General features: G+C 58.6%; 22 protein-coding genes and 3 tRNA genes. 22 read left to right on the forward strand and 3 right to left on the reverse strand.

The genetic code is table 11. The features are described from left to right. Positions 1-23 precede the first annotated feature (23 nt). The gene (locus tag AC1RME_RS27815) at positions 24-428 is read left to right on the forward strand and encodes an MFS transporter (protein WP_096818826.1); all 405 of its coding nucleotides are present in this window, start codon (positions 24-26) and stop codon (positions 426-428) included. 9 nt (positions 429-437) lie between these two features. On the opposite strand, the gene AC1RME_RS27820 is transcribed toward AC1RME_RS27815, so the two are convergent. Continuing rightward, entirely contained in the window at positions 438-746 is a 309-nt protein-coding gene (locus tag AC1RME_RS27820; protein WP_011332401.1) for a YhbY family RNA-binding protein, read from the reverse strand. Positions 747-847: 101 nt separating this feature from the next. On the opposite strand from AC1RME_RS27820, the gene rlmE reads away from it, so the two are divergent. The 16 genes from rlmE (at position 848) to AC1RME_RS27900 (ending at position 16,364) form a co-directional block, all read left to right on the forward strand. After that, on the forward strand, positions 848-1,477 hold the full coding sequence (rlmE, locus tag AC1RME_RS27825; RefSeq protein ID WP_096818828.1) for a 23S rRNA (uridine(2552)-2'-O)-methyltransferase RlmE: 630 nt from the start codon (positions 848-850) through the stop codon (positions 1,475-1,477). A gap of 202 nt (positions 1,478-1,679) precedes the next feature. Then, positions 1,680-3,587 (forward strand): ATP-dependent zinc metalloprotease FtsH, encoded by a 1,908-nt coding sequence (gene ftsH / locus AC1RME_RS27830; RefSeq protein ID WP_096818830.1) that lies wholly within the window; start codon positions 1,680-1,682, stop codon positions 3,585-3,587. 8 nt (positions 3,588-3,595) lie between these two features. Further along, a complete protein-coding gene (gene folP / locus AC1RME_RS27835) occupies positions 3,596-4,447 on the forward strand; it encodes a dihydropteroate synthase (protein ID WP_096818832.1) in 852 nt (283 codons plus the stop codon). Between the two features lie 16 nt (positions 4,448-4,463). Continuing rightward, the gene (gene glmM / locus AC1RME_RS27840) at positions 4,464-5,801 is read left to right on the forward strand and encodes a phosphoglucosamine mutase (protein ID WP_102619399.1); all 1,338 of its coding nucleotides are present in this window, start codon (positions 4,464-4,466) and stop codon (positions 5,799-5,801) included. A 65-nt stretch (positions 5,802-5,866) separates the two neighbouring features. Beyond that, on the forward strand, positions 5,867-6,622 hold the full coding sequence (gene tpiA, locus AC1RME_RS27845; RefSeq protein WP_096818836.1) for a triose-phosphate isomerase: 756 nt from the start codon (positions 5,867-5,869) through the stop codon (positions 6,620-6,622). A gap of 4 nt (positions 6,623-6,626) precedes the next feature. Next, positions 6,627-7,010: a preprotein translocase subunit SecG gene (secG, locus tag AC1RME_RS27850; RefSeq protein ID WP_011332406.1), complete on the forward strand. Its 384-nt coding sequence runs from the start codon at positions 6,627-6,629 to the stop codon at positions 7,008-7,010. 22 nt (positions 7,011-7,032) lie between these two features. Further along, positions 7,033-7,118, forward strand: a tRNA-Leu gene (locus tag AC1RME_RS27855). A 97-nt stretch (positions 7,119-7,215) separates the two neighbouring features. Further along, positions 7,216-7,292: transfer RNA gene (locus AC1RME_RS27860), tRNA-Met, on the forward strand. A gap of 138 nt (positions 7,293-7,430) precedes the next feature. Continuing rightward, positions 7,431-7,889 carry a ribosome maturation factor RimP gene (gene rimP, locus AC1RME_RS27865; protein WP_039769696.1) on the forward strand — a complete coding sequence of 153 codons (459 nt, stop codon included), beginning with the start codon at positions 7,431-7,433 and terminating at the stop codon, positions 7,887-7,889. Between the two features lie 47 nt (positions 7,890-7,936). Continuing rightward, on the forward strand, positions 7,937-9,418 hold the full coding sequence (gene nusA, locus AC1RME_RS27870) for a transcription termination factor NusA (RefSeq protein WP_003221546.1): 1,482 nt from the start codon (positions 7,937-7,939) through the stop codon (positions 9,416-9,418). Between the two features lie 27 nt (positions 9,419-9,445). Continuing rightward, positions 9,446-11,965 (forward strand): translation initiation factor IF-2, encoded by a 2,520-nt coding sequence (gene infB / locus AC1RME_RS27875; RefSeq protein ID WP_102619400.1) that lies wholly within the window; start codon positions 9,446-9,448, stop codon positions 11,963-11,965. Between the two features lie 159 nt (positions 11,966-12,124). Beyond that, positions 12,125-12,526 carry a 30S ribosome-binding factor RbfA gene (rbfA, locus tag AC1RME_RS27880; RefSeq protein WP_096818842.1) on the forward strand — a complete coding sequence of 134 codons (402 nt, stop codon included), beginning with the start codon at positions 12,125-12,127 and terminating at the stop codon, positions 12,524-12,526. Positions 12,527-12,530: 4 nt separating this feature from the next. Beyond that, the gene (truB, locus tag AC1RME_RS27885; protein WP_096818844.1) at positions 12,531-13,448 is read left to right on the forward strand and encodes a tRNA pseudouridine(55) synthase TruB; all 918 of its coding nucleotides are present in this window, start codon (positions 12,531-12,533) and stop codon (positions 13,446-13,448) included. 141 nt (positions 13,449-13,589) lie between these two features. Further along, positions 13,590-13,859, forward strand: a complete 270-nt coding sequence (rpsO, locus tag AC1RME_RS27890; RefSeq protein WP_011332409.1) for a 30S ribosomal protein S15 — start codon at positions 13,590-13,592, stop codon at positions 13,857-13,859. A gap of 194 nt (positions 13,860-14,053) precedes the next feature. After that, entirely contained in the window at positions 14,054-16,159 is a 2,106-nt protein-coding gene (gene pnp, locus AC1RME_RS27895) for a polyribonucleotide nucleotidyltransferase (RefSeq protein ID WP_096818846.1), read from the forward strand. Positions 16,160-16,288: 129 nt separating this feature from the next. Beyond that, positions 16,289-16,364, forward strand: a tRNA-Thr gene (locus AC1RME_RS27900). Between the two features lie 6 nt (positions 16,365-16,370). Here AC1RME_RS27900 and AC1RME_RS27905 read toward each other — a convergent pair. Continuing rightward, positions 16,371-16,874: a hypothetical protein gene (locus AC1RME_RS27905; RefSeq protein WP_096818848.1), complete on the reverse strand. Its 504-nt coding sequence runs from the start codon at positions 16,872-16,874 to the stop codon at positions 16,371-16,373. Positions 16,875-17,150: 276 nt separating this feature from the next. On the opposite strand from AC1RME_RS27905, the gene AC1RME_RS27910 reads away from it, so the two are divergent. After that, positions 17,151-17,456 carry a DUF6388 family protein gene (locus tag AC1RME_RS27910; protein ID WP_096819324.1) on the forward strand — a complete coding sequence of 102 codons (306 nt, stop codon included), beginning with the start codon at positions 17,151-17,153 and terminating at the stop codon, positions 17,454-17,456. Between the two features lie 51 nt (positions 17,457-17,507). On the opposite strand, the gene nadC is transcribed toward AC1RME_RS27910, so the two are convergent. Beyond that, positions 17,508-18,356 (reverse strand): carboxylating nicotinate-nucleotide diphosphorylase, encoded by an 849-nt coding sequence (gene nadC / locus AC1RME_RS27915; RefSeq protein WP_085711842.1) that lies wholly within the window; start codon positions 18,354-18,356, stop codon positions 17,508-17,510. Between the two features lie 255 nt (positions 18,357-18,611). Between nadC and AC1RME_RS27920 the strand changes: the two genes are divergently transcribed. The 4 genes from AC1RME_RS27920 to AC1RME_RS27935 all read left to right on the forward strand — a co-directional run bounded on the left by AC1RME_RS27920 (position 18,612) and on the right by AC1RME_RS27935 (position 24,466). Continuing rightward, positions 18,612-20,801, forward strand: coding sequence for a DUF1631 domain-containing protein (locus tag AC1RME_RS27920; RefSeq protein WP_096818849.1), 2,190 nt, complete (start codon positions 18,612-18,614; stop codon positions 20,799-20,801). 64 nt (positions 20,802-20,865) lie between these two features. Next, the gene (gene ampD / locus AC1RME_RS27925; protein WP_096818851.1) at positions 20,866-21,426 is read left to right on the forward strand and encodes a 1,6-anhydro-N-acetylmuramyl-L-alanine amidase AmpD; all 561 of its coding nucleotides are present in this window, start codon (positions 20,866-20,868) and stop codon (positions 21,424-21,426) included. Beyond that, positions 21,423-22,256 (forward strand): regulatory signaling modulator protein AmpE, encoded by an 834-nt coding sequence (gene ampE, locus AC1RME_RS27930; protein ID WP_096818853.1) that lies wholly within the window; start codon positions 21,423-21,425, stop codon positions 22,254-22,256. The genes ampD and ampE overlap by 4 nt, the downstream gene beginning before the upstream one ends. Before the next feature lie 179 nt (positions 22,257-22,435). After that, a complete protein-coding gene (locus AC1RME_RS27935; protein WP_493092014.1) occupies positions 22,436-24,466 on the forward strand; it encodes a methyl-accepting chemotaxis protein in 2,031 nt (676 codons plus the stop codon). Positions 24,467-24,603 lie beyond the last annotated feature (137 nt).

Here is a 24,603-nt window from a genome sequence, read left to right on the forward strand (position 1 = left end):
GGCGCCCGCTGCATGCGGGCGCCATGCTCTGGCAGCTGACCCAGATGCTGTGGGTCGGCGGATTATGGCTGGTGCACCTTGGTCTGCGGCCGGTGCTGGGCAAGATTGGCCTGGCGCCGCTGCTGATCGACGAAGTCGCCAGTGCGTTTGAGGTGCCGGTGGTGGGTTTCGCTGCCGCGTGCGTGTTTTTTCAGGCTTTGGTGCTGGTACAGGCCGAAGGCCTTGCCAGTCTATGGCGGGATTTTCGCGGGCAAGTGCTGCTGATGGCGTTGTATGCGAGTGCGATGTATATCGCAGTGCGTGTCGGCTGGCCGGATGCGCAGCGCTGGCAGGTGTTCAGCTATCTTGTTCTGGGTTTTTCCGGGCTGGTGCTGGTGTTGCAGCCGGTGCCGGGATGGAGTGGCAGGGTGCGCGAAGCACACCCTTGACCCTTGCCATCACTTGAAGCGATGGACGTTCGACAGCTGCTTGTTGACGCTGAAGTTCTTGCGGTAAATCAGTGCCATCTTGCCGATGACTTGAACCAGATCGGCCTTGCCGACCTTGCACAGCTCTGCAACGGACGCCAGGCGTGCTTCGCGATCGAGGATGTTGAGCTTGATCTTGATCAGCTCGTGATCCGCCAATGCGCGTTCGAGTTCGGCTAAAACACCCTCAGTCAAACCGTTGTCAGCCACCGTCAAAACTGGTTTCAGGTGGTGACCGATGGATTTGTACTGTTTCTTCTGCTCTGGAGTGAGCGGCATAATCTGACCCTTTCGTCTGGATTCTGTAAAATGGCGGCCATTTTACCCGAGGGCTCGTGGATCCGCCCAATTAATCACGACCCTAATCAACGAGGTGCCCAATGGCGCGTTCCAAGACAAGCCTTGGTTGGCTGAAACGACATGTCAACGATCCCTATGTGAAGCAAGCGCAGAAGGATGGCTACCGCTCGCGTGCGAGTTACAAACTTCTGGAGATCCAGGAGAAATACAAGCTGATCCGTCCGGGCATGAGCGTCGTCGACCTCGGCGCGGCGCCAGGTGGCTGGTCGCAGGTCACCAGTCGGCTGATCGGTGGTCAGGGGCGACTGATCGCCTCGGACATCCTGGAAATGGACAGCATTCCGGACGTGACCTTTATCCAGGGTGACTTCACCGAGGACGCAGTGCTCGCTCAGATCCTTGAGGCCGTGGGTAATTCGCAGGTGGACCTTGTGATTTCCGATATGGCCCCCAATATGAGTGGTACGCCTGAAGTGGATATGCCAAAAGCCATGTTTCTTTGCGAACTGGCGCTTGATCTGGCGGAGCGGATACTCAAGCCGGGTGGCAATTTCGTGATCAAGATTTTTCAGGGCGAAGGGTTTGATGTTTACCTGAAGGATGCTCGCAAGAAATTCGACAAGATCCAGATGATCAAGCCGGACTCTTCACGTGGCAGCTCCCGTGAGCAATACATGCTGGCTTGGGGCTATCGCGGTCGTAGCGAGTAAAGTGTGGTTTTTTGGCAGGGTGATAGGTTTTTCGTATTTCGCCCCGCGCGCATAAGCGAATATTGTGTAGAAAGTGTTTCACAAAGGGTTACAGACGGCGCCTGCCAGAGCTGTAGGTAATGTAGTAAGTTAGGCCGGTGAATATCATGCGAAGCGCGCGCCAGTAGCGGAGCTTGCTTCAGAGGGTAGTTAATTGAACGATATGGCAAAGAATCTGATCCTGTGGTTGATCATCGCGGCTGTCTTGGTGACGGTGATGAACAACTTCTCCAGCCCTAACGAGCCGCAGACCCTCAACTATTCCGACTTCATCCAGCAGGTCAAGGATGGCAAGGTCGAGCGCGTGGCCGTCGACGGCTACGTGATTACCGGCAAGCGCAACGATGGCGACAGCTTCAAGACCATTCGTCCGGCAATTCAGGACAATGGCCTGATCGGCGACCTGGTCGACAACCACGTCGTGGTCGAAGGCAAGCAGCCTGAGCAGCAAAGCATCTGGACCCAGCTTCTGGTGGCCAGTTTCCCGATCCTGGTGATCATCGCGGTGTTCATGTTCTTCATGCGCCAGATGCAGGGCGGTGCCGGTGGCAAGGGCGGGCCGATGAGCTTTGGCAAAAGCAAGGCGCGCCTGCTGTCCGAAGACCAGGTGAAAACCACCCTGGCTGACGTTGCCGGTTGCGACGAAGCCAAGGAAGAGGTCGGCGAGCTCGTCGAGTTCCTGCGTGATCCGGGCAAGTTCCAGCGTCTGGGTGGCCGTATTCCTCGCGGTGTACTGATGGTCGGTCCTCCGGGTACCGGTAAAACCTTGCTGGCCAAGGCGATTGCCGGCGAAGCCAAAGTGCCGTTCTTCACCATTTCCGGTTCCGACTTCGTCGAAATGTTCGTCGGTGTCGGTGCCAGCCGCGTTCGCGATATGTTCGAACAGGCCAAGAAACACGCACCTTGCATTATCTTCATCGACGAGATCGACGCCGTTGGTCGCCATCGTGGCGCTGGCATGGGCGGCGGTCACGACGAGCGTGAGCAGACTCTCAACCAGTTGCTGGTCGAGATGGACGGCTTCGAAATGAATGACGGCATCATCGTCATCGCGGCAACCAACCGTCCTGACGTACTGGACCCAGCTTTGCTGCGTCCGGGTCGTTTCGACCGTCAGGTGGTGGTCGGTCTGCCGGATATCCGTGGTCGCGAACAAATCCTCAAAGTGCACATGCGTAAAGTGCCAATGGGTGACGATGTTGCTCCAGCTGTTATCGCTCGTGGTACTCCAGGCTTCTCCGGTGCAGACCTTGCGAACCTGGTCAACGAGGCTTCGCTGTTCGCTGCCCGTGCTGGCAAGCGCATTGTCGAGATGAAGGAATTCGAACTGGCCAAAGACAAGATCATGATGGGTGCCGAGCGCAAATCCATGGTCATGTCCGAGAAAGAGAAGCAAAACACGGCTTATCACGAAGCCGGCCACGCCATTGTCGGTCGCGTCGTGCCTGAGCATGATCCGGTCTACAAGGTGTCGATCATCCCGCGCGGTCGTGCGCTGGGTGTGACCATGTTCCTGCCGGAAGAAGATCGCTACAGCCTGTCCAAGCGTGCGTTGATCAGTCAGATCTGCTCGCTGTACGGCGGTCGTATCGCTGAAGAAATGACCCTGGGCTTCGACGGTGTGACTACCGGCGCCTCCAACGACATCATGCGTGCCAGTCAGATTGCGCGGAACATGGTGACCAAGTGGGGCCTGTCTGAAAAACTCGGTCCGTTGATGTATGCGGAAGAAGAGGGCGAGGTGTTCCTGGGTCGTGGCGGCGGTGGTCAGAACGCCAGCTTCTCGGGTGAAACCGCGAAGTTGATTGACTCGGAAGTGCGCAGCATCATCGATCAGTGCTACGGCACCGCCAAACAGATCCTTACGGACAACCGCGACAAGCTCGATGCCATGGCCGATGCCCTGATGAAGTACGAGACGATCGACGCCGAACAGATCGACGACATCATGGCGGGTCGCACGCCACGCGAACCTCGCGACTGGTCGGGTGGCACCGGCACTGGCACGCCTCCTCCGGTGGTTCAGGAGCGTCCGGAAACACCGATTGGCGGTCCGGCTGCTGACGTTTAAGGTTTGAAATGACTTCTGTACAGTCCCTGACCCGGTTGCCTTGCGGCAACCGGGTTCTTGATTTGGCCCGGACGCATGTCATGGGCATTCTCAATGTCACTCCCGATTCCTTCTCCGATGGCGGCCGATACAGCCAGCTTGATGCTGCCTTGTGTCATGCCGAGGCGATGGTGTTGGCCGGTGCGACGCTGATTGATGTCGGCGGAGAGTCAACGCGGCCTGGTGCGCGAGCGGTTTCACCGCTTGAGGAGCTGGAGCGTGTGGCGCCAATCGTGGAGCTGATCAATCGCGAGCTGGATGTGATCATCTCTGTCGATACATCGACTCCAGCCGTCATGCGGGAAACTGCACGCCTGGGCGCCGGGTTGATCAACGACGTGCGATCACTGCGGCGTGACGGTGCGCTGGATGCCGCTGCGGCCACGGGGTTGCCGGTCTGTCTGATGCATATGCTGGGTGAGCCCGGTGACATGCAGGACAACCCGCAATATCAGGATGTCACTCGGGAAGTGGGTGAGTTTCTCGCCGAGCGTATGGAGCGATGCGCGTCGGCTGGCATACCTGCGGAGCGGATCATTCTCGATCCTGGCTTCGGTTTCGCCAAAACCCTGCAGCACAATCTAAGCTTGTTCAGGCATATGGATGCCCTTCATGCATTGGGGCGACCTCTGTTGGTCGGCGTCTCGCGAAAAAGCATGATCGGGCAGGCACTGAATCGCCCTGTGGGCGAGCGCCTGTATGGTGGTTTGGCCCTGGCTGCACTGGCGTCCGTCAAGGGCGCGCGTATATTGCGCGTCCATGATGTGGCAGAGACGGTGGATGTCGTGCGGATGATCGCGGCCGTGGAATCAGCCGAATAAGAATGATGGAGCACTTATGAGCAAGAAATACTTTGGTACCGACGGTATTCGTGGTCGCGTCGGTGAGTACCCGATTACTCCGGATTTCATGCTGAAGCTTGGCTGGGCAGCAGGGATGGCATTCCGAAAAATGGGCGCCTGCAAGGTGCTCGTGGGCAAGGACACACGAATTTCCGGTTATATGTTCGAGTCGGCTCTGGAGGCCGGTCTCACATCGGCAGGTGCCGACGTGATGCTGCTCGGGCCGATGCCGACGCCTGCTATCGCTTACCTGTCGCGCACATTCCAGGCTGAGGCCGGTATCGTGATCAGTGCTTCGCACAATCCTCACGACGATAACGGCATCAAGTTTTTCTCCGGTCGCGGCACCAAGTTGCCGGATGAGCTGGAACTGATGATCGAAGAGCTGCTCGATACTCCAATGACAGTCGTCGAGTCGAGCAAGATCGGCAAGGTCTCGCGAATCAACGATGCGTCCGGTCGATACATCGAGTTCTGCAAGAGCAGCGTGCCGACCAATACCAGTTTTGCCGGTCTCAAGATCGTGATCGACTGCGCGCACGGAGCAACCTACAAGGTCGCGCCGAGCGTCTTCCGTGAGTTGGGCGCCGAGGTTGTGGTGTTGTCCGCCCAGCCCAACGGCCTGAACATCAACGACAACTGTGGCTCGACGCACATGGGGCCGTTGCAGGCGGCGGTGCTTTCCGAACACGCCGATCTGGGTATCGCTTTCGATGGCGATGGTGATCGGGTCTTGATGGTTGATCACACCGGTGCGGTTGTTGATGGCGATGAGCTGATTTTCATCATCGCGCGCGATCTGCATGAGCGCGGCAAGTTGCAGGGCGGCGTGGTCGGTACGCTGATGAGCAACCTGGGTCTGGAGTTGGCCCTGGCGGATCTGGGTATTCCTTTTGTGCGCGCAAATGTCGGCGACCGTTATGTGATTGCCGAGTTGCTGGAGCGTGATTGGCTGGTCGGTGGTGAGAACTCCGGGCATGTCGTCTGCTTCAATCACACCACAACGGGTGATGCGATCATCGCGGCGTTGCAGGTGTTGATGGCATTGAAAACCCGCAACGAAGGTCTGGCGCAAACCCGCCAGGCGCTGCGCAAGTGTCCTCAGGTGTTGATCAATGTGCGTTTTGGCGGCGGCGACAGTCCGCTCGACCACCCGGCTGTCAAGGAAGCCAGCAAGCGTGTAACCGAGGCGATGGCGGGTCGTGGCCGTGTGCTTCTGCGCAAGTCCGGGACAGAGCCTCTGGTGCGTGTCATGGTCGAAGGCGAGGATGAAGCTCAGGTTCGCAGCTATGCCGAAGAACTGGCAAAACTGGTAACTGAAGTTTCTGCCTGATACGGCTTGCCAGCCATGATTGTGTTGGGTAACATCTGCGCCCACTTTGACCGACGAGGTACAGCATGCGTCGCCCTATGGTAGCTGGTAACTGGAAGATGCACGGTACCCGCGCCAGCGTCGCTGAGCTGATCAACGGCCTTCGTCATCTGGCCTTGCCAAGCGGTGTTGATGTCGCGGTATTCCCGCCTTGTCTGCATATCAATCAAGTGATTGATGGCTTGAAAGGAAAGTCGATTTCGGTCGGCGCGCAGAACTCTGCGGTGGAATCGATGCAAGGTGCATTGACCGGTGAAGTTGCACCGAGTCAGTTGGTGGATGCAGGTTGTTCCCTGGTGCTTGTCGGGCACTCCGAACGCCGCCAGATCATGGGCGAGCGAGACGGGATGCTGAATCGCAAGTTCGCAGCGGCACAGGCATGTGGCTTGATTCCGGTGTTGTGTGTGGGGGAGACCCTGGAGCAACGCGAAGCTGGAAAAACTCTTGAGGTTGTCGGGCGTCAGCTGGGCAGTATCATAGAGGAGCTGGGTGTCGGTGCTTTTGCCAATGCAGTGATCGCTTACGAGCCGGTCTGGGCCATTGGTACCGGGCTGACTGCAACGCCGCAACAGGCTCAGGATGTGCATAAGGCCATTCGCGAGCAGTTGGCGGCAGAGAATTCTGAAGTCGCACGAGGTGTGCGGCTTCTATACGGCGGCAGCGTGAAGGCGGCCAATGCGGTCGAACTGTTCGGCATGCCGGATATCGATGGGGGGCTCATTGGTGGAGCTTCCCTGAATGCAGATGAGTTCGGTGCGATCTGTCGCGCCGCGGGAAACTGAAAAAATGCTGGAAACAGTCGTAGTCGTTTTTCATCTGCTGGGTGCATTGGGCGTAGTTGCTCTGGTTTTGCTGCAGCAGGGTAAGGGTGCGGACGCTGGCGCGTCTTTCGGAGCAGGTGCTTCAAATACTGTGTTCGGAAGCCAAGGTTCCTCTACCTTTCTTAGTAAGTTTACTGCTATACTTGCCGCCGGTTTCTTCATAACCAGCTTGGGGTTAGGATACTTTGCTAAAGAGAAGGCTCATCAGCTGACTCAGGCAGGTTTGCCAAACCCGGCAGTGTTGGAAGTTCCAAAGCAACAACCGGCTTCTGATGATGTCCCGGTGCTTCAAGAGCAAAAGTCGGCTACTCCAGCGACTGACGTACCTCCAGCTCAAGAGCAGAAGTAAGAAGGGTTTCAAACGTAGTATTGCCGAGGTGGTGGAATTGGTAGACACGCAACCTTGAGGTGGTTGTGCCCATAGGGTGTAGGGGTTCGAGTCCCCTTCTCGGTACCAATTAGTCAGGAGAGCCCGCTGTTGCGGGCTTTCTTGCAGGTGGAAGGTTACATTGACCCTATTGGGGATCGGTCGTATACTTCCGCCCCAGCTTTGTCGCGGGGTGGAGCAGTCTGGTAGCTCGTCGGGCTCATAACCCGAAGGTCGTCGGTTCAAATCCGGCCCCCGCAACCAGTTTAAGGAGCCCCTTTTAAGGGGCTTTTTGTTAGCTGGACACTTTCAACGCCGCTGTTCGACGGCGTTTCAAGGATGGGCGTTTCGCCCATTTTTTTATTTTGCATAGCATGCACATACATGCACGAGGGGGTTCAGGTGTCGAGCAAGCTAGAAGAGTTGCAGGCCTTGCTGGCCCCGGTGGTCGTGGCCCTAGGCTATGAATGCTGGGGTATTGAGTTTTCGGCTCAAGGTCGCCACTCAATGTTGCGCGTTTATATCGATAAGGAAGGCGGCGTACTGGTGGACGATTGCGCCATCGTCAGCCGTCAGATCAGCGGTGTGCTGGATGTTGAAGATCCGATATCCGTTGAATACACCCTTGAAGTTTCCTCGCCAGGCATGGAACGCCCACTGTTCACTCTTGAGCAGTTTGCCAAATATGTCGGTGAACAAGTGAAGATCAAGCTGCGCTCGCCTTTTGAAGGACGACGCAACTTTCAGGGCCTTCTGCGCGGTGTAGAAGAACAGGATGTCGTGGTGCAGGTAGATGACCATGAATTCCTGTTGCCGATCGATATGATCGACAAGGCCAACATTATTCCCAGTTTTGACTGAGACGCGGATCCCGCGGATCCAATGGCTTGCGAAAGGCGAGGCGTACGATGAGCAAAGAAGTACTGCTGGTTGTTGAGTCGGTATCCAATGAAAAGGGCGTACCGGCAAGCGTAATTTTTGAAGCGCTGGAGCTGGCTCTGGCCACTGCTACCAAAAAGCGTTTTGAAGACGAAGTTGATCTGCGTGTGGAAATCAACCGCCACACCGGTTCTTACGAAACTTTCCGTCGCTGGACGGTCGTCGAAGAGAATGATCTCGATGATCCGGCCATCGAAACCTGGCCAAGCAAGGTTGCTGAAACGCATCCTGGCGCCAAGGTTGGTGACGTCGTCGAAGAAAAGATCGAATCCATCGAATTCGGCCGCATTGCTGCGCAGACCGCCAAGCAGGTCATCGTGCAGAAAGTGCGCGAAGCCGAGCGCGCTCAAGTGGTTGACGCTTATCGCGAGCGCCTGGGAGAAATCATCTCCGGCACCGTGAAAAAAGTGACCCGCGACAACGTGATCGTCGACCTGGGTAATAACGCTGAAGCGTTGCTGGCCCGTGAAGACATCATCTCTCGCGAAACCTTCCGTGTTGGCGTGCGTCTGCGTGCGCTGCTCAAGGAAATCCGCACCGAGAACCGTGGCCCTCAGTTGATCCTGTCGCGTACCGCGCCGGAAATGCTGATCGAGCTGTTCCGTATCGAAGTGCCGGAAATCGCTGAAGGCCTCATCGAAGTCATGGCCGCTTCCCGTGATCCGGGTTCGCGCGCCAAGATCGCTGTCCGCTCCAAGGACAAACGCATCGACCCGCAGGGCGCGTGCATCGGTATGCGCGGTTCGCGCGTCCAGGCCGTGTCGGGCGAGTTGGGTGGCGAGCGTGTCGATATCGTCCTGTGGGACGATAACCCGGCGCAGTTCGTGATCAATGCCATGTCGCCGGCAGAAGTGGCGGCCATCATCGTTGATGAAGATGCCCACGCCATGGACATCGCCGTTGGCGCAGACAATCTGGCTCAGGCCATCGGTCGTGGTGGTCAGAACGTGCGTCTGGCGAGCCAGCTGACTGGCTGGACCCTGAACGTGATGACCGAATCGGACATCCAGGCTAAGCAACAAGCGGAAACCGGCGACATCCTGCGCAACTTCATCGACGAGCTGGAAGTCGACGAAGAGCTGGCTCAGGTGCTGGTTGACGAAGGCTTCACCAGCCTGGAAGAGATTGCCTACGTACCGTTGGAAGAAATGCTCAACATCGACGGCTTTGACGAAGACATCGTCAACGAGCTTCGTGCTCGTGCCAAGGATCGCTTGTTGACCAAAGCCATCGCTACTGAGGAAAAGCTGGCAGACGCCCATCCGGCCGAAGACCTGCTCTCGCTTGAGGGTATGGACAAGGATTTGGCGATGGAACTGGCGGTGCGCGGCGTAATTACCCGCGAAGACCTGGCCGAGCAGTCTATTGACGACCTGCTCGACATCGACGGCATTGACGATGATCGTGCCGGCAAGTTGATCATGGCCGCCCGAGCCCACTGGTTCGAGTAATTAGGCGCGGCCTGAGGAGAGAAATGCATGACGCAAGTCACGGTGAAACAACTGGCCGATGAGGTCAAAACACCGGTAGAGCGCCTGTTGCAGCAGATGCGTGAGGCAGGTCTGCCGCACACCGCCGCCGAAGAACATGTGACTGACAGTGAGAAGCAATCCCTGCTGACTCACTTGAAGAGCAGCCACAAGGCGAAAGTGGAAGAACCACGCAAGATCACGCTGCAGCGTAAAACCACCAGCACCCTGCGTGTGGCTGGCAGCAAAAGCATCAGCGTTGAAGTCCGCAAGAAGAAAGTTTTCGTACAGCGTAGCCCGGAAGAAATCGAAGCCGAGCGCAAGCGTGAACTGGATGAGCGTCGCGCAGTAGAAAATGCTGCCCGTCAAAAGGCTGAAGAAGAAGCCCGTGTTCGCGCCGAAGAAGAAGCGCGTCGCCAGCCTGCTGCTGCATCGACCGCCACTTCCGAGCCTGTTGCAGCACCTGCGCCAGCCGCTGAACCTGTGCGCGAAGCTGCGCCGGTTGTGGCTGCAGCGCCAGCTGCCGACGCTCGCAAGCGCGACGAACAGCGCCGTCCGGACAAACCACGTGCCGACGACAACAACCGTCGCGGCAGTGGCGATGGCGAGCGCAAAAACGCTCCGCATCGCGCTTCGGTCAAGGAAAAGGCACCGGCTCCACGTGTGGCGCCACGCACTACCGACGAAGAAAGCGATGGCTTCCGTCGCGGCGGTCGCGGCAAGGCCAAGCTGAAGAAACGCAACGCCCACGGTTTCCAGAACCCTACCGGTCCTGTCGTGCGTGAAGTGAAGATCGGCGAAACCATCACTGTTGGCGATCTCGCTCAACAGATGTCGGTGAAGGCTGCTGAAATCATCAAGTTCATGTTCAAACTGGGTACTCCAGCGACCATCAACCAGGTGCTTGATCAGGAAACTGCTCAGCTGGTAGCCGAAGAACTGGGCCACAAAGTGACCCTGGTCAGCGACACCGCTCTGGAAGATTCCCTGGCCGAGTCCCTGAAGTTTGAAGGTGAAGCCGTTTCCCGTGCTCCAGTCGTGACCGTAATGGGCCACGTTGACCACGGTAAGACTTCCCTGCTCGACTACATCCGTCGTGCCAAGGTAGCTGCAGGCGAAGCCGGCGGCATCACCCAGCACATCGGTGCGTACCACGTTGAAACCGACCGTGGCATGGTGACGTTCCTCGACACCCCTGGTCACGCCGCGTTTACCGCAATGCGTGCCCGTGGTGCCAAGGCGACCGACATCGTGATCCTGGTGGTTGCAGCGGACGACGGCGTGATGCCACAAACCATCGAAGCCGTTCAGCACGCTGTTGCTGCTGGTGTTCCGCTGGTGGTTGCGGTGAACAAGATCGACAAGCCGGGCGCTGATCTCGATCGCATCCGTAGCGAACTGTCGGCCCACGGCGTGACCTCCGAAGAGTGGGGTGGTGACACTCCATTCGTTCCGGTCTCCGCGAAGATGGGTACCGGCGTCGACGAACTGCTTGAAGCTGTATTGCTGCAAGCCGAAGTTCTCGAACTGACTGCAACCCCATCGGCTCCTGGCCGTGGTGTCGTGGTTGAATCGCGTCTGGACAAGGGCCGTGGCCCGGTAGCGACTGTTCTGGTTCAGGACGGTACTCTGCGTCAAGGCGACATGGTGCTGGTCGGCTCGAACTACGGCCGCGTGCGCGCCATGCTCGACGAGAACGGCAAGCCGATCAAGGAAGCAGGTCCGGCCATTCCGGTCGAGATCCTCGGCCTGGACGGTACGCCTGATGCTGGCGACGAGATGAGCGTGGTTGCCGACGAGAAGAAAGCCCGTGAAGTGGCTCTGTTCCGTCAAGGCAAGTTCCGCGAAGTCAAACTGGCTCGCGCTCACGCCGGCAAGCTGGAAAACATCTTCGAAAGCATGGGTCAGGAAGAGAAGAAGACGCTCAACATCGTCCTCAAATCCGACGTCCGTGGTTCGCTGGAAGCATTGCAGGGCGCTCTGAACGGCCTGGGCAACGACGAAGTGCAAGTGCGCGTGGTCGGTGGCGGTGTCGGTGGTATCACCGAATCCGACGCCAACCTGGCACTGGCTTCCAACGCTGTACTGTTCGGCTTCAACGTGCGTGCCGATGCCGGCGCACGGAAGATCGTCGAGCAGGAAGGTCTGGATATGCGTTACTACAACGTAATCTACGACATCATCGAAGACGTCAAGAAAGCCCTGACCGGTATGCTTGGCAGCGATGTTCGCGAGAACATCCTCGGTGTGGCCGAAGTACGTGACGTGTTCCGTTCGCCTAAGTTCGGCGCTATCGCCGGCTGCATGGTGATCGAGGGTACTGTTCACCGTAACCGTCCGATCCGTGTACTGCGTGAAGACATCGTGATCTTCGAAGGCGAGCTGGAATCCCTGCGCCGCTTCAAGGATGACGCTTCCGAAGTACGTGCCGGCATGGAATGCGGTATCGGCGTGAAGAGCTACAACGACGTCAAAGTCGGTGACAAGATCGAAGTCTTCGAGAAGGTTCAGGTTGCTCGCAGCCTCTGACTCGCGCACTTCAAGGGCCACGTCGGGCCGTCGCATGAAAATGCGCGGCACGGCGTCAGGACTCTAAACGCAACGCCCGGTCTGGCTTTTGTCAGGCCGGGCGTTTGCCGCTTTCAGACCTTGCGGGTTTCACCGCTGGGCAGTAACAGGTAACAAATCATGGCAAAAGAATACAGCCGTACCCAACGTATCGGCGATCAGATGCAGCGTGAGCTGGCCCAACTGATCCGTCGTGAAGTCAAAGACCCGCGCGTCGGCCTGGTCACCATTACCGCTGTTGAAGTCAGCCGTGACGTCGGTCACGCAAAGATCTTCATCACCGTGATGGGGCAGGACAACGCTGAAGACATCGCGCAAAGCATCAAGGTGCTCAACGCTGCCGCCGGTTTCCTGCGCATGCAGTTGGCCCGTGAAATGAAGCTGCGCAGCGTGCCGCAATTGCACTTCCACTACGACGAAAGCGTCGTGCGTGGCGCGCACCTGTCGGCCCTGATCGAGCGCGCCGTGGCTGAGGACAATCAGCACGTGGTTGCGGCAGAACCCGAAGACACCAAGGAGTAACTCGGTGGCTCAGGTCAAACGTATCCGTCGTAACGTCAGCGGCATCATCCTGCTCGACAAGCCGCTGGGATTCACCTCCAACGCCGCGTTGCAGAAGGTTCGCTGGCTGCTCAATGCCGAGAAGGCCGGGCACACCGGCAGTCTCGACCCACTGGCCACCGGCGTGCTGCCGTTGTGCTTTGGCGAGGCGACCAAGTTCTCGCAATACCTGCTCGATTCCGACAAGGGTTACGAAACCCTGGCGCAACTGGGCAAGACCACCACCACGGCAGACGCCGAAGGCGAGGTTTTGCAGGAGCGTCCGGTGACCGTTGGTCAGGCCGACATTGAGGCGGTCCTGCCGAAATTTCGCGGGCAAATCAGTCAGATACCGCCGATGTACTCGGCCCTCAAGCGTGATGGCCAGCCGCTGTACAAGTTGGCCCGTGCAGGCGAAGTAGTGGAGCGTGAACCGCGTTCTGTTACTATTGCGCGCTTGGAATTGCTGGCCTTCGAAGGCGATACTGCGCGTCTTGCGGTGGATTGCAGCAAGGGCACCTATATTCGTACCCTGGTGGAGGATATCGGTGAGCAACTCGGTTGTGGTGCGTACGTCGCTGAATTGCGCCGTACCCAGGCCGGGCCTTTCACCCTGGCGCAAACCGTGACCCTCGAAGAGCTTGAAGCGGTACATGCCGAAGGCGGCAACGAAGCGGTCGACCGCTTCCTGATGCCATCGGACAGCGGCCTGCAGGATTGGCCACTGCTGCACTTCTCGGAACACAGTGCGTTCTACTGGCTCAACGGCCAGCCGGTACGTGCTCCGGATGCTCCGAAGTTCGGCATGGTGCGGGTACAGGATCACAACGGTCGCTTCATCGGTATCGGTGAAGTGAGCGAAGACGGGCGTATCGCGCCGCGTCGACTGATTCGGTCAGAATGACCGGAAACCAGCCTGTGTAACAGCAGGCTGGCGAGTGTGGCTGTTAACAGGCACGGTCACTACTCATTTATAGATACAGGGATTTGTCCCTGGCCTGTTGAAACTGTTTTTGAAACAGTTTCCTGATAAAAGGATTGCCTCATGGCTCTCGACGTTCAAGAAAAAGCTCAAATCGTAGCTGACTACCAGCAAGCTGTTGGTGACACTGGTTCGCCAGAAGTGCAAGTTGCACTGCTGACCGCCAACATCAACAAACTGCAAGGTCACTTCAAGGCCAACGGTAAAGACCACCACTCCCGTCGTGGTCTGATCCGCATGGTAAACCAGCGTCGCAAGCTGCTGGACTACCTGAAAGGCAAGGACGTGAGCCGTTACAGCGCTCTGATCGCTCGCCTGGGTCTGCGTCGCTAATCAGCGATTGCGCTAGAGGTTGGTTGTCTGTCGTGCGTCAGTGGGATTCCCGCTGGCGCATGGCAGGCTCCCAGCCTCAAGTTTTATCTGGATACACGTTTTACCCCGGACAGACGTCGGGCCGATTCCCGGCATTGCCCAAGAATTTCGCAAGAAACCAGTTCCCCCAAGAGCCACAAAGAAGGTAGGACACCGTGAACCCGGTAATCAAAAAATTCCAGTTCGGTCAGTCGACCGTTACCCTCGAGACTGGCCGTATCGCCCGTCAGGCCTCCGGCGCAGTATTGGTCACCGTTGACGATGACGTCAGCGTATTGGTGACTGTAGTCGGTGCAAAACAAGCCGATCCGGGCAAGGGTTTCTTCCCTCTGTCCGTTCACTACCAGGAAAAGACTTACGCTGCCGGTAAGATCCCTGGCGGTTTCTTCAAGCGTGAAGGCCGTCCTTCCGAGAAAGAAACCCTGACTTCCCGACTGATCGACCGTCCGATCCGTCCGCTGTTCCCAGAAGGTTTCATGAACGAAGTGCAGGTTGTCTGCACCGTCGTTTCCACCAGCAAGAAGACCGATCCGGACATCGCTGCGATGATCGGTACCTCGGCTGCCCTGGCAATCTCGGGCATTCCGTTCGACGGCCCGATCGGCGCCGCTCGCGTTGCTTTCCACGAAAGCACCGGCTACCTGCTGAACCCGACTTACGAACAGCAAGCTGCTTCGAGCCTGGACATGGTCGTTGCCGGTACTTCGGACGCCGTGCTGATGGTTGAATCGGAAGCCAAAGAGCTGACCGAAGACCAGATGCTGGGCGCGGTACTGTTTGCTCACGACGAGTTCCAGGTTGTGATCAACGCAGTCAAAGAACTGGCCGCTGAAGCCGCCAAGCCAACCTGGACCTGGGCACCTGCTCCAGAAGCCACCGAACTGCTGGGCGCTATCCGTGCCGAGTTCGGCGAAGCGATCTCCCAGGCTTACACCATCACCATCAAGGCCGACCGTTACGCTCGCCTGGGTGAGTTGAAGGATCAGGTTGTTGCCAAGCTGTCCGGCGAAGAAGGCCAGCCTTCGGCTTCCGACGTTAAAGCCGCTTTCGGCGAAATCGAATACCGCACCGTTCGCGAGAACATCGTAAACGGCAAGCCACGTATCGACGGTCGCGACACCCGCACCGTGCGTCCGCTGAACATCGAAGTCGGCGTTCTGCCGAAGACCCACGGTTCGGCGCTGTTCACCCGTGGCGAAACCCAGGCTCTGGTAGTCGCGACTCTGGGCACCGCCCGTGACGCACAGCTGCTGGACACTCTGGAAGGCGAGAAAAAAGACCCGTTCATGCTGCACTACAACTTCCCTCCGTTCTCGGTGGGCGAGTGTGGTCGCATGGGTGGTGCCGGTCGTCGTGAAATCGGTCACGGCCGTCTGGCCCGTCGTTCGGTTTCGGCGATGCTGCCTGCCGCTGACGTGTTCCCGTACACCATCCGTGTGGTTTCGGAAATCACCGAATCCAACGGTTCGAGCTCGATGGCTTCCGTTTGCGGCGCTTCCCTGGCCCTGATGGACGCTGGTGTCCCGATGAAGGCACCGGTTGCCGGTATCGCCATGGGTCTGGTTAAAGAAGGCGAGAAATTCGCTGTTCTGACCGACATCCTGGGTGACGAAGACCACCTGGGCGACATGGACTTCAAAGTAGCCGGTACCGCCAAAGGCGTCACCGCGCTGCAGATGGACATCAAGATCAAGGGCATCACCGAAGAGATCATGGAAATCGCTCTGGGCCAAGCCCTGGAAGCGCGCCTGAACATCCTCGGCCAGATGAACCAGATCATCGGCCAGTCGCGTACCGAGCTGTCGGCCAACGCTCCGACCATGATCGCGATGAAGATCGACACCGACAAGATCCGTGACGTTATCGGTAAAGGTGGCGCGACCATCCGTGCGATCTGCGAAGAAACCAAGGCTTCGATCGACATCGAAGACGACGGTTCGATCAAGATCTTCGGCGAAACCAAGGAAGCGGCTGAAGCTGCACGTCAGCGCGTTCTGGGTATCACCGCAGAAGCCGAGATCGGCAAGATCTACGTCGGCAAGGTTGAGCGCATCGTCGACTTCGGCGCATTCGTCAACATCTTGCCAGGCAAGGATGGTCTGGTTCACATCTCGATGCTGAGCGACGCTCGCGTAGAGAAAGTGACCGACATCCTGAAAGAAGGCCAGGAAGTGGAAGTACTGGTACTGGACGTGGACAACCGCGGCCGTATCAAACTGTCCATCAAAGACGTGGCAGCGGCCAAGGCTTCGGGCGTTTAATCACCCCGTCGCTTTAGCGCAATAAAAATGCCCCGCCGTGAAAACGGCGGGGCATTTTTTTGCCTGCGAAATATCGAGACATTCGGCGAAGTTGCCGACCTTCAAGACCAGTGCTAGGTTTAGCCCACCGCCCGTGTAGCTCAGCCGGTAGAGCAGCGCACTCGTAACGCGAAGGTCGCAGGTTCGATTCCTGTCTCGGGCACCACTTCTCTTATTTCACCTTGCGGCTCAACTCCTCGACGGTACGTTTGAGCTGATCCATCGCGCGATCCTGATCGTTGAGCTTCTGTTTGAGGCTGGAGATTTCGCTGTTGCTCGAACTGGAGCTGGAGCCGCTGTTGCGCTTGAGGTCCTCGACCTGACGGCTCAGCGTATCGAGCTGACGGTCCTGTTCCTTGACCTTGTTCTTCAGATCGTCGATTTCTCTGCCGCTGGAGCTTGAGCTGGAACCGCTGCTGCGCTTGAACTCTTCGATCTGACGCGACTGGTCGTTGACGGTGTCGCGCATCTTTTTCAGTTCCTCGACACCGATGCCGCTCTTGATCACTACGTCTTTGCCGAAATCGTTGTGAATGGCGGAGATCTGGTCGCCATAGGAAGGGCTGCTGCTACTCAGTTCAACTGCCATTGCGCTGGCCGGCAGGGCCAGGGTGCCCAGCAGGGCGGTCAGAGCGGTGGCGGACACAACAGAAGTAATCTTCGAAAAGCTGCGCATCACTGGGTTTCCTTGTGAACAGCGAAGGTAAGTGCCGATATGGCACATCGCTATGACTTGGAATTCCGGTTTATGTTCCCCAGGTCAACTTTTTGTGGGAGAGATGTAAAGACCCGTGTAATTCGCTCGCCAAACGTCCTATATTCGTTGTCTGCATGAGCATCGCCCAGCAGTTTTCAGATGATCCCGAATGGTTCCGAAGGCCGGACAATCCGCGTCAGAGAGATCCTTGATGATCCAGATCCATCTTCCATTCCCATGATCAGCGAGAACGACATGACTGTGAAAGAATTGACCCAAGAGCAAAGGCACGAACAGGCGCTGGAAAAGTACAAACTTGATGCGTCGGAGCTCATGGACGAGATCAAGGATCTGAGTCCCGATGAGCAGAAAGACCAGATCCAATGGGCGTTCGAAGACGAAGCCGAAGCCCAGGGATTGCAGCCGTGGGAACTGACGCTCAAATACACCAGCACCCCTGAAGAGTTCGAGGCCAAGCGCCTGGAGCTGCACAAGGAGGCGGCTGAAGTGCTGGGCGTCGAGTGGGAAGAGTACTGCGAGATGAACAATCTGGTGGTCTGAAACAAAAACGCCAGCCTCGAAAGGGCTGGCGTTTTTTATTGCGCGTTCGATTCAGAGGCTGAGTCGCATCGACAGGTCTACGGCCTTCACATCCTTGGTCATCGCACCGATCGAGATGTAATCCACCCCGGTCTGTGCAATCGGCAGCAACGTGCTTTCGTTGATGCCGCCACTGGCCTCCAGTTTCGCCTTGCCGCCGTTCAGGCGCACGGCTTCGCGCATGTCATCGAGGCTCAGTTCGTCGAGCATGATGATGTCGGCGCCTGCCGCCAGCGCTTCCTTCAGTTCATCCAGGCTTTCCACTTCGATTTCCACTGGTTTGCCCGGCGCGATCTTGTGCGCGGCGGCAATGGCCTGCGGGATTCCGCCGCTGGCGGCGATGTGGTTTTCCTTGATCAGGAACGCGTCGTACAGGCCGATGCGATGGTTATGGCAACCGCCGCAGGTGACCGCGTACTTCTGCGCCAGACGCAGGCCCGGCAGGGTCTTGCGGGTGTCGAGCAGTTTTACGTCGGTTTCTGCGACGAAGTCCGCAAGGTATTGCGCGCGGGTGGCCACGCCGGACAGCAACTGCAAAAAATTCAGGGCGCTGCGTTCGCCGGTCAGCAGCGAACGGGCCGGGCCTTCCAGGTGAAACAACGGCTGGTTCGGCGAAACCCGTTCGCCATCGCGTACCTGCCAGTGCACCGCCACCCGAGGATCGAGCTGACGGAACACCGTGTCGACCCAGGCTGTGCCGCAGATCACGGCAGCGTCACGGGTGATGATGGTGGCTTTGGCCAGGCGTTCGGCCGGGATCAGTTGCGCGGTGATGTCGCCGCTGCCGATGTCTTCGAGCAACGCACGGCGCACGTTGGCTTCGATTTCGGCGGTCAAATCGGCGAGACGTAGATTCGGCATAACGGGCTCCACAAACTAAGTGGCCCGATTATAGGGGCATGGCATCGACCAACCCAAGGCGAGAACTTCCCTGTTGGCTTGCATCCGGTCGAATTTCTTTGAGCAAACCCGATTCCCGGGTGGTCACTTGAAGGCGTCGGCGTGTAGGGGAAACCCTGACGCCTCTGGCGCCGGATGCAACTTTTGCAAGATAATCCGCCTTGCATTTGACGCCATAGCTTTGACGTCGGCAAATCACCGTTTCAGGAGGCTTGGATGCACAACGACGGGAATGTAGTGCCTTTGCACAAGGCTGCTACCGATCAGGCGACTCACTCGCCGCTCGCCCGCCTGCCTGTGATTCTGCTTCAGGTTCGCGACAAGGCTGCACAGCGCCTGCGCAACGGTTTGCAGGAGCTGTTCGATAACGCCGACGACACGCTGTTCGAAATGGCCGACCGGGCGCGCAACGACGTCGAACAGAACATCTTTTTCGAAGCCATGCGCGACCTGCGCCTCAAGCGCAAGAACATCGAGCGTGGCTTTCTCGAGCAATTCTTCGAGGCCTTTGTCGGCCTCACTCAATATGATCCCGCCCAGAATGTCGTGTCTCATGCATTGCAGTACGAAGACACCACGGCGCGCACCGACGACATGGAGCGCAGCGTAGCGATCGAGACCATGGTCGGCCGTGTGCTGAATCGCGACGGTTTCGCCCTCGATCAATTGACCGCGCGGCTCAGCGCGCTGCTGGGCAAATCCCTCGATGATCAACACAACCCGCTGGGCCCGGCGATGCTGTGTGAGTATTTCCTGCAGGCCGGGCGTAATCTGGGCGTGGAGATCAAGGTCAAACTGATCCTGCTCAAACTGTTCGAGCGCTATGTGCTGGCCGATACCGACCAGCTCTTCGCGGAGGCCAATCAACTGTTGGTCGCTACAGGTGTGTTGCCCGAGCTGAAACCGGCACCGGCCCGTCGCGCCAGGGATCATGCTTCGGCCAGTGCACACAGCGAATTCGACGATCTCGATCAATCCCCGGCGGACGCGGGTGTGCAGGAGGTTTTCGCCGCACTCCAGGAGCTGTTGATGCACGTGCGCGGCAGCGTCGCGCCGACCCTTGAGCCAAGCGCGGTGACTCAGCCGATTTCCACCCGCGACCTGTTGCGCCTGCTCTCGCATTTACAGCAGTACGTGCCGGCGCTGGCGGGGCAGGAAGACTTCGATCTGCGCAATCAGCTAGAGCAATTGCTGACCCGGGTCAGCGTGAAAAGCGGTAAATCACGGATCGTCGGTGGCGCCGACGAGGACGTGATCAACCTGGTTGCCATGGTTTTCGACTGCATTCTGGATGACCGCAACCTGCCGGATTCGCTCAAGGCGTTGATCGCCCGGTTGCAGATTCCGATGTTGAAAGTCGCGGTGATCGACAAGAGCTTTTTCAGCCGCAGCAGCCACCCGGCGCGACGCCTGCTCAACGAAATCGCCGAAGCGGCCATGGGCTGGGGCGAGTGCGACGGCGACGCGCGCGACAGCCTTTATCTGCGCATCGAACAAGTGGTGCAGCGTCTGCTGACGGACTTCGTCGATGACCCGGCGATTTTCTCCGAGCTGCTGGCGGATTTTCTCACCTTCACCAGCGACGAGCGCCGCCGCAGTGAATTGCTTGAACAGCGTCTGCGCGATGCCGAAGAGGGCCGCGCGAAAACCGAACTGGCCCGTCTGCGAGTCGAACAGGCGTTGAACCAGGCGATGCTGGGCAAAGTCCTGCCGCCGTCGGTGGTGACCTTCGTCCAGACGGCCTGGGGCAAGGTGTTGCTGCTGACGTGCCTCAAGCACGGCGATCAGTCCGCCGAATGGCAAGCCGACGTGCAGACCATGGAGCAGTTGATCTGGAGTGTGCAGCGTCACGAGGATGCCGAGTCAGGCTTGCGCTTGCTGTCGCTGGTGCCGGGCTTGCTCAAGTCGCTGCGTGACGGGCTGAGCAGTTCCGCCTTCGACCCGTTCGCCACCAGCGAGTTTTTCAGTGCGCTGGAAGCATTGCACGTTCGTTTGCTGCAGCCCTCCGTCGAGCCGGATCAGGTTGAATCGCCGCCGATGATCCAGGTGTCGCAAGCCATCGTTCTGCAGACCGCCGACGAAGGCAATCTGACCTTGGGCGCGGGGCGTTTGCCGGCCGATGAGGCGAGCCTGCGCCAGGTCGATCAATTGCGTCTGGGCAGTTGGGTGGCGTTCGAAGAGGATGAAGAACACACGTTGCGCTGCAAACTGGCGGCAATTATCGAGGCGACCGGCAAGTATGTGTTTGTCGACCGCACCGGGATGAAAGTGCAGGAGCGCAATCGCATCGCCCTGGCCATGGAGTTCCGTCGCGGGACGGTGCGGGCGCTGGATGACACCTTGTTGTTCGACCGCGCGCTGGAGTCGGTGCTCGGTAACTTGCGGCGGCTCAATCGCGGCAAGTGATCGCGCGCCAGGGGCCGATCACGGCATACTGGGCGCCAACACAGTCGGCGTTGAAGGAATCGGTATGCAGTTGGATCCCGCAAGCGGGTGGTGTCACGGGGTGCAGGTCTGCCCGTCGCCCAACTTCAATGAACGCCCGGCGGGCGAAGTGTCCCTGTTGGTCATCCACAACATCAGCCTGCCGCCGGCGCAGTTCGCCACCGGCAAGGTGCAGGAATTTTTCCAGAATCGTCTGGATGTCACGGAGCATCCCTATTTTGCAGGGATCGCCGACCTGCGCGTCTCCGCGCATTTCCTGATCGAACGTGACGGCAAGGTCACCCAGTTTGTCTCCTGTCTTGAGCGTGCCTGGCATGCCGGCGTTTCGGTGTTCGAAGGGCGGGAAACCTGTAACGATTTTTCTGTGGGCATCGAACTCGAAGGTACCGATGATCTGCCGTTCACCGATGCGCAGTATCAGGCGTTGATCGTGCTGACCCGCCATTTGCAAAAAGCGTTTCCGGCGATCACTGTCGAACGTATCTGCGGGCACAGCGATATCGCACCCGGACGCAAGACCGACCCTGGACCCGCATTCGACTGGGCACGCTACCGCGCCGCCCTGGCACAAGAGGAAGGACAATGAGTTTTCTGGTGTTACTGCTGGCGGTCTGGATCGAGAAGTTCTCGGCCCTGCGCCATCGGGTTCAACGCGATGGCGGATGGATCCGCGAACTGCACAAGCTTGAAAGTGGCCAATTGGCAAAGCGGCCGTGGCTGGTGTTGGTCATTCTGGTGCTCCTGCCGGTGGCGTTGCTGGGGTTACTGCTGGTGGTGCTGGATCCGGTCGCCTACGGCTTGCTGGCCCTGCCGGTGCATCTGCTGGTGGTGATTTACAGCCTGGGTCGCGGCGATCTGCTCGGCGGTCTGGGCCCGTTCCGCGATGCCTGGCGCCGGGAAGACTTGCAGGCCGCCGCCCATGTGGCCAAACGCGATCTGGATATCTGTGCCGAAAGTGGCGAGCAATTGCTGGAGCAAGTGCAGCGCCATCTGTTGTGGCAGGCCTACCAGAGCTTCTTTGCAGTGATTTTCTGGTACTTCCTGCTCGGTCCGGTTGCCGCGCTGAGCTATCGCCTGCTGGCGCTGGCTGAAGAAAACGCGCAGAACCCGGCACTGGCCGAGCGGGCAGGGCAACTGCGGCACGCGTTCGACTGGGTGCCGGTGCGCCTGCTGGCGGCGAGTTTCGCCCTGGTCGGCAACTTTGTTGCGGTCAGCCGGGTCATGCTGCATGAACTGTTGAACTGGAACATCAGCGCCGCGCAATTGATCAACAAGGTCGGTCTGGCTGCCGGGGAAATCCCGCCCGCCGCGGTCGGCCCGGAAGGCATCAACACCCTCGATTGCCTGTGGGAATTGCTGCTGCGTGCCGCCGTGTTGTGGTATGCCGGATTTGCGCTGTGGACCGTGCTGCACTAGCACTTCTGTCGTCCTGTTGTAGTCCATGCGTGTAGCGAGGGGGGCAATCCCCCTCGTTAACCTTAAGTTACAAAACCTCCCTTCGATTTGAGCTATACAGAGATAGCGTCCGATAGTGGCTATCTGCTGTCGCCCCGCGCCTGCCAATAAAAACAAGAAAAAACCAAGGGAGACTTCCAGTGAAGAGCTTGCTCTATCCCGCCGTCTCGCTGATGAACCGCTTGAGCTTCGGCATGAAGTTCAGCCTGATCAGCGTGCTGTTCCTGGTACCGATGCTGGTGACCAACTTCTATCTGGTGCGCGATTCCTATCGCGAATTCCAGGGCACCCGGGTGGAGTTGCAAAGCCTCGACCTGCTGGGCAGCAGCCTGACCCTGCGTCGGGATCTGGAAACCCTCAACAACCTGGTGCAGATCAACGTCACCCTCGGCCAGTCGGGCAAGGCCGGCAATGTCGAAGCGCAAATCACTGGCCTTGAGCAAAACGTACTGGCGCGCCTGCAAGGGCTGACGGCCATGACCGAGGACCCGGAGCAGATCAAGGTCTTCGATGCCAAGCGCGATGAGATGATTACCGCGTTCAAGGCCCAGCAAGCGGAAAACTCCCTGCAAAGCAAAAGTGCGCTGATCGGCAAGCTGCTCGGTAGCGCACAGATTTTCAGCCAGATCATCGCCAGCCAGGCCGGTCTGAGCCGCGACACCCAGAGCGATATCCGCCAACTCAGCGAACTGGTCACCGCGATCACGCCTGCCATTACCCAGACCCTTGGTGAAGGCCGGGCCATGGGTTCTTATTCATTGGGGCAGGGGTTTCTCAACAGTTCCTCCAGTACCCGGTTCGATGAGCTGCTGGCACAGATCGAAAAACTTCAGGGCGAGTACGGGCTGAAACTGCAGGACGCACTGGGCTCAAGCAAGGCCGCACGGGACTCGCTGAGTACCGTGGCCGACGCCAGCAAGGCCTCGCTGAAGCAGGCCAGCGAAATTTTCGAAGAGCAAGTGGTGGTCGCCGAGACCCTCGATGCGCCGTGGCAGGCGTTTTATGATCAGGTCACGGGCCTGATGGACCGGACTTACCAGCTCAATGAAGCCACCCTGAAATTCCTCGATACCCAATTGCAGCAGCGTCTGGCGCAGAACCGCACGCACATGGTGTTGCAGGCCGTGGCGCTGTCGGTGGTGTTCGTGTTGATTTTCTATCTCTATGGCGGCTTCTACGCCTCGACCCGCACCACGCTCAAACGCCTTGGCGCGATGATGGACAAAGTCGCGGCCGGGGACATGACGGTCAACTTCGTAGCCCATAGTCGCGATGAGCTGGGCGAACTGGGTGAGGTGTTCAATGGCACGGTGCGCAAGATCCATGACCTGATCGAGCGGGTCGGGCATACCGTCGGCGAAGTCGAGCGTCAGGCCGGGCAAGTGGAAAACGTCTCGGCGCAAAGCAATCAGGCCGTGGCCGGACAGCGCACCCAGATCGAACAAGTGGCTACGGCCATGAACCAGATGTCGGCCACCTCGCAGGAAGTCGCCCGCAGTGCGGCGGCTGCGGTGAGCAGCGCCCACAGCGTCAACGACGAAACCATCAGCGGACGTGGCCTGGTGGAGTCGCAACAGGGCAGCATCGCGGCACTGGCCAGCGAGATTGATCAGTCGGTGCTGGTGATCAACCAGTTGGCCAGCGACAGCCAGTCGATCAGCCGGGTGCTGGAGGTGATCAAGAGCATCGCCGAGCAGACCAATCTGCTGGCCCTCAACGCGGCGATCGAGGCGGCGCGGGCCGGGGAACAGGGGCGGGGCTTTGCCGTGGTGGCGGACGAGGTACGAACCCTGGCTAAGCGCACTCAACAATCGACCGAAGAAATCGAGCAGATGATCGCCAGGATTCACGGCGGGGTCGGCGCAGCGGTGAAGGCCATGGGTGTCAGTCATTCGATGGCCAACGGCACGGTTGGGCAGTCGGAAAAGGTCCAGCAAGCGCTGGAAAACATCCTCGGTGCGGTAGGCATGATCGTCGATCAGAACCAGCAGATCGCGGCTGCCGTGGAGCAGCAGACTGCTGTCGCCCATGACATCGACCAGAACATCGTCGAGATCAACCGCGCCGGTGAGCGCACGGCCGAAGGTGCCTATCAGACCGAAAACGCGAGTCGGGCCCTGTCGGCGCAGGTGGTTGAGTTGAAGCAGTTGATCAGCGCCTTCCGGGTCTGAACGAGTCTGCCTCTCAGGAGGCAGGTTTGTCGGAATAATTTGTAGTACTTCTTTGCTTACGTTTGTAAGCAATTTCCTGATTTCCTCCGTGCTCTGATTTTTCGTCTTCAATGGATCAAGATCACATCAACTGACCG

It is taken from the genome of Pseudomonas sp. GW822-FHT03F08 (genome assembly GCF_058801265.1).

What these genes read in the sequence shown, in the direction of transcription:
- AC1RME_RS27815 (WP_096818826.1), top strand. Translation starts at nt 24, where the DNA reads ATGCTCTGGCAGCTGACCCAGATGCTGTGGGTCGGCGGATTATGGCTG.
- AC1RME_RS27820 (WP_011332401.1), bottom strand. Translation starts at nt 746, where the DNA reads ATGCCGCTCACTCCAGAGCAGAAGAAACAGTACAAATCCATCGGTCAC.
- rlmE (WP_096818828.1), top strand. Translation starts at nt 848, where the DNA reads ATGGCGCGTTCCAAGACAAGCCTTGGTTGGCTGAAACGACATGTCAAC.
- ftsH (WP_096818830.1), top strand. Translation starts at nt 1,680, where the DNA reads ATGGCAAAGAATCTGATCCTGTGGTTGATCATCGCGGCTGTCTTGGTG.
- folP (WP_096818832.1), top strand. Translation starts at nt 3,596, where the DNA reads ATGACTTCTGTACAGTCCCTGACCCGGTTGCCTTGCGGCAACCGGGTT.
- glmM (WP_102619399.1), top strand. Translation starts at nt 4,464, where the DNA reads ATGAGCAAGAAATACTTTGGTACCGACGGTATTCGTGGTCGCGTCGGT.
- tpiA (WP_096818836.1), top strand. Translation starts at nt 5,867, where the DNA reads ATGCGTCGCCCTATGGTAGCTGGTAACTGGAAGATGCACGGTACCCGC.
- secG (WP_011332406.1), top strand. Translation starts at nt 6,627, where the DNA reads ATGCTGGAAACAGTCGTAGTCGTTTTTCATCTGCTGGGTGCATTGGGC.
- nusA (WP_003221546.1), top strand. Translation starts at nt 7,937, where the DNA reads ATGAGCAAAGAAGTACTGCTGGTTGTTGAGTCGGTATCCAATGAAAAG.
- infB (WP_102619400.1), top strand. Translation starts at nt 9,446, where the DNA reads ATGACGCAAGTCACGGTGAAACAACTGGCCGATGAGGTCAAAACACCG.
- rbfA (WP_096818842.1), top strand. Translation starts at nt 12,125, where the DNA reads ATGGCAAAAGAATACAGCCGTACCCAACGTATCGGCGATCAGATGCAG.
- rpsO (WP_011332409.1), top strand. Translation starts at nt 13,590, where the DNA reads ATGGCTCTCGACGTTCAAGAAAAAGCTCAAATCGTAGCTGACTACCAG.
- AC1RME_RS27905 (WP_096818848.1), bottom strand. Translation starts at nt 16,874, where the DNA reads ATGCGCAGCTTTTCGAAGATTACTTCTGTTGTGTCCGCCACCGCTCTG.
- AC1RME_RS27910 (WP_096819324.1), top strand. Translation starts at nt 17,151, where the DNA reads ATGACTGTGAAAGAATTGACCCAAGAGCAAAGGCACGAACAGGCGCTG.
- nadC (WP_085711842.1), bottom strand. Translation starts at nt 18,356, where the DNA reads ATGCCGAATCTACGTCTCGCCGATTTGACCGCCGAAATCGAAGCCAAC.
- AC1RME_RS27920 (WP_096818849.1), top strand. Translation starts at nt 18,612, where the DNA reads ATGCACAACGACGGGAATGTAGTGCCTTTGCACAAGGCTGCTACCGAT.
- ampD (WP_096818851.1), top strand. Translation starts at nt 20,866, where the DNA reads ATGCAGTTGGATCCCGCAAGCGGGTGGTGTCACGGGGTGCAGGTCTGC.
- ampE (WP_096818853.1), top strand. Translation starts at nt 21,423, where the DNA reads ATGAGTTTTCTGGTGTTACTGCTGGCGGTCTGGATCGAGAAGTTCTCG.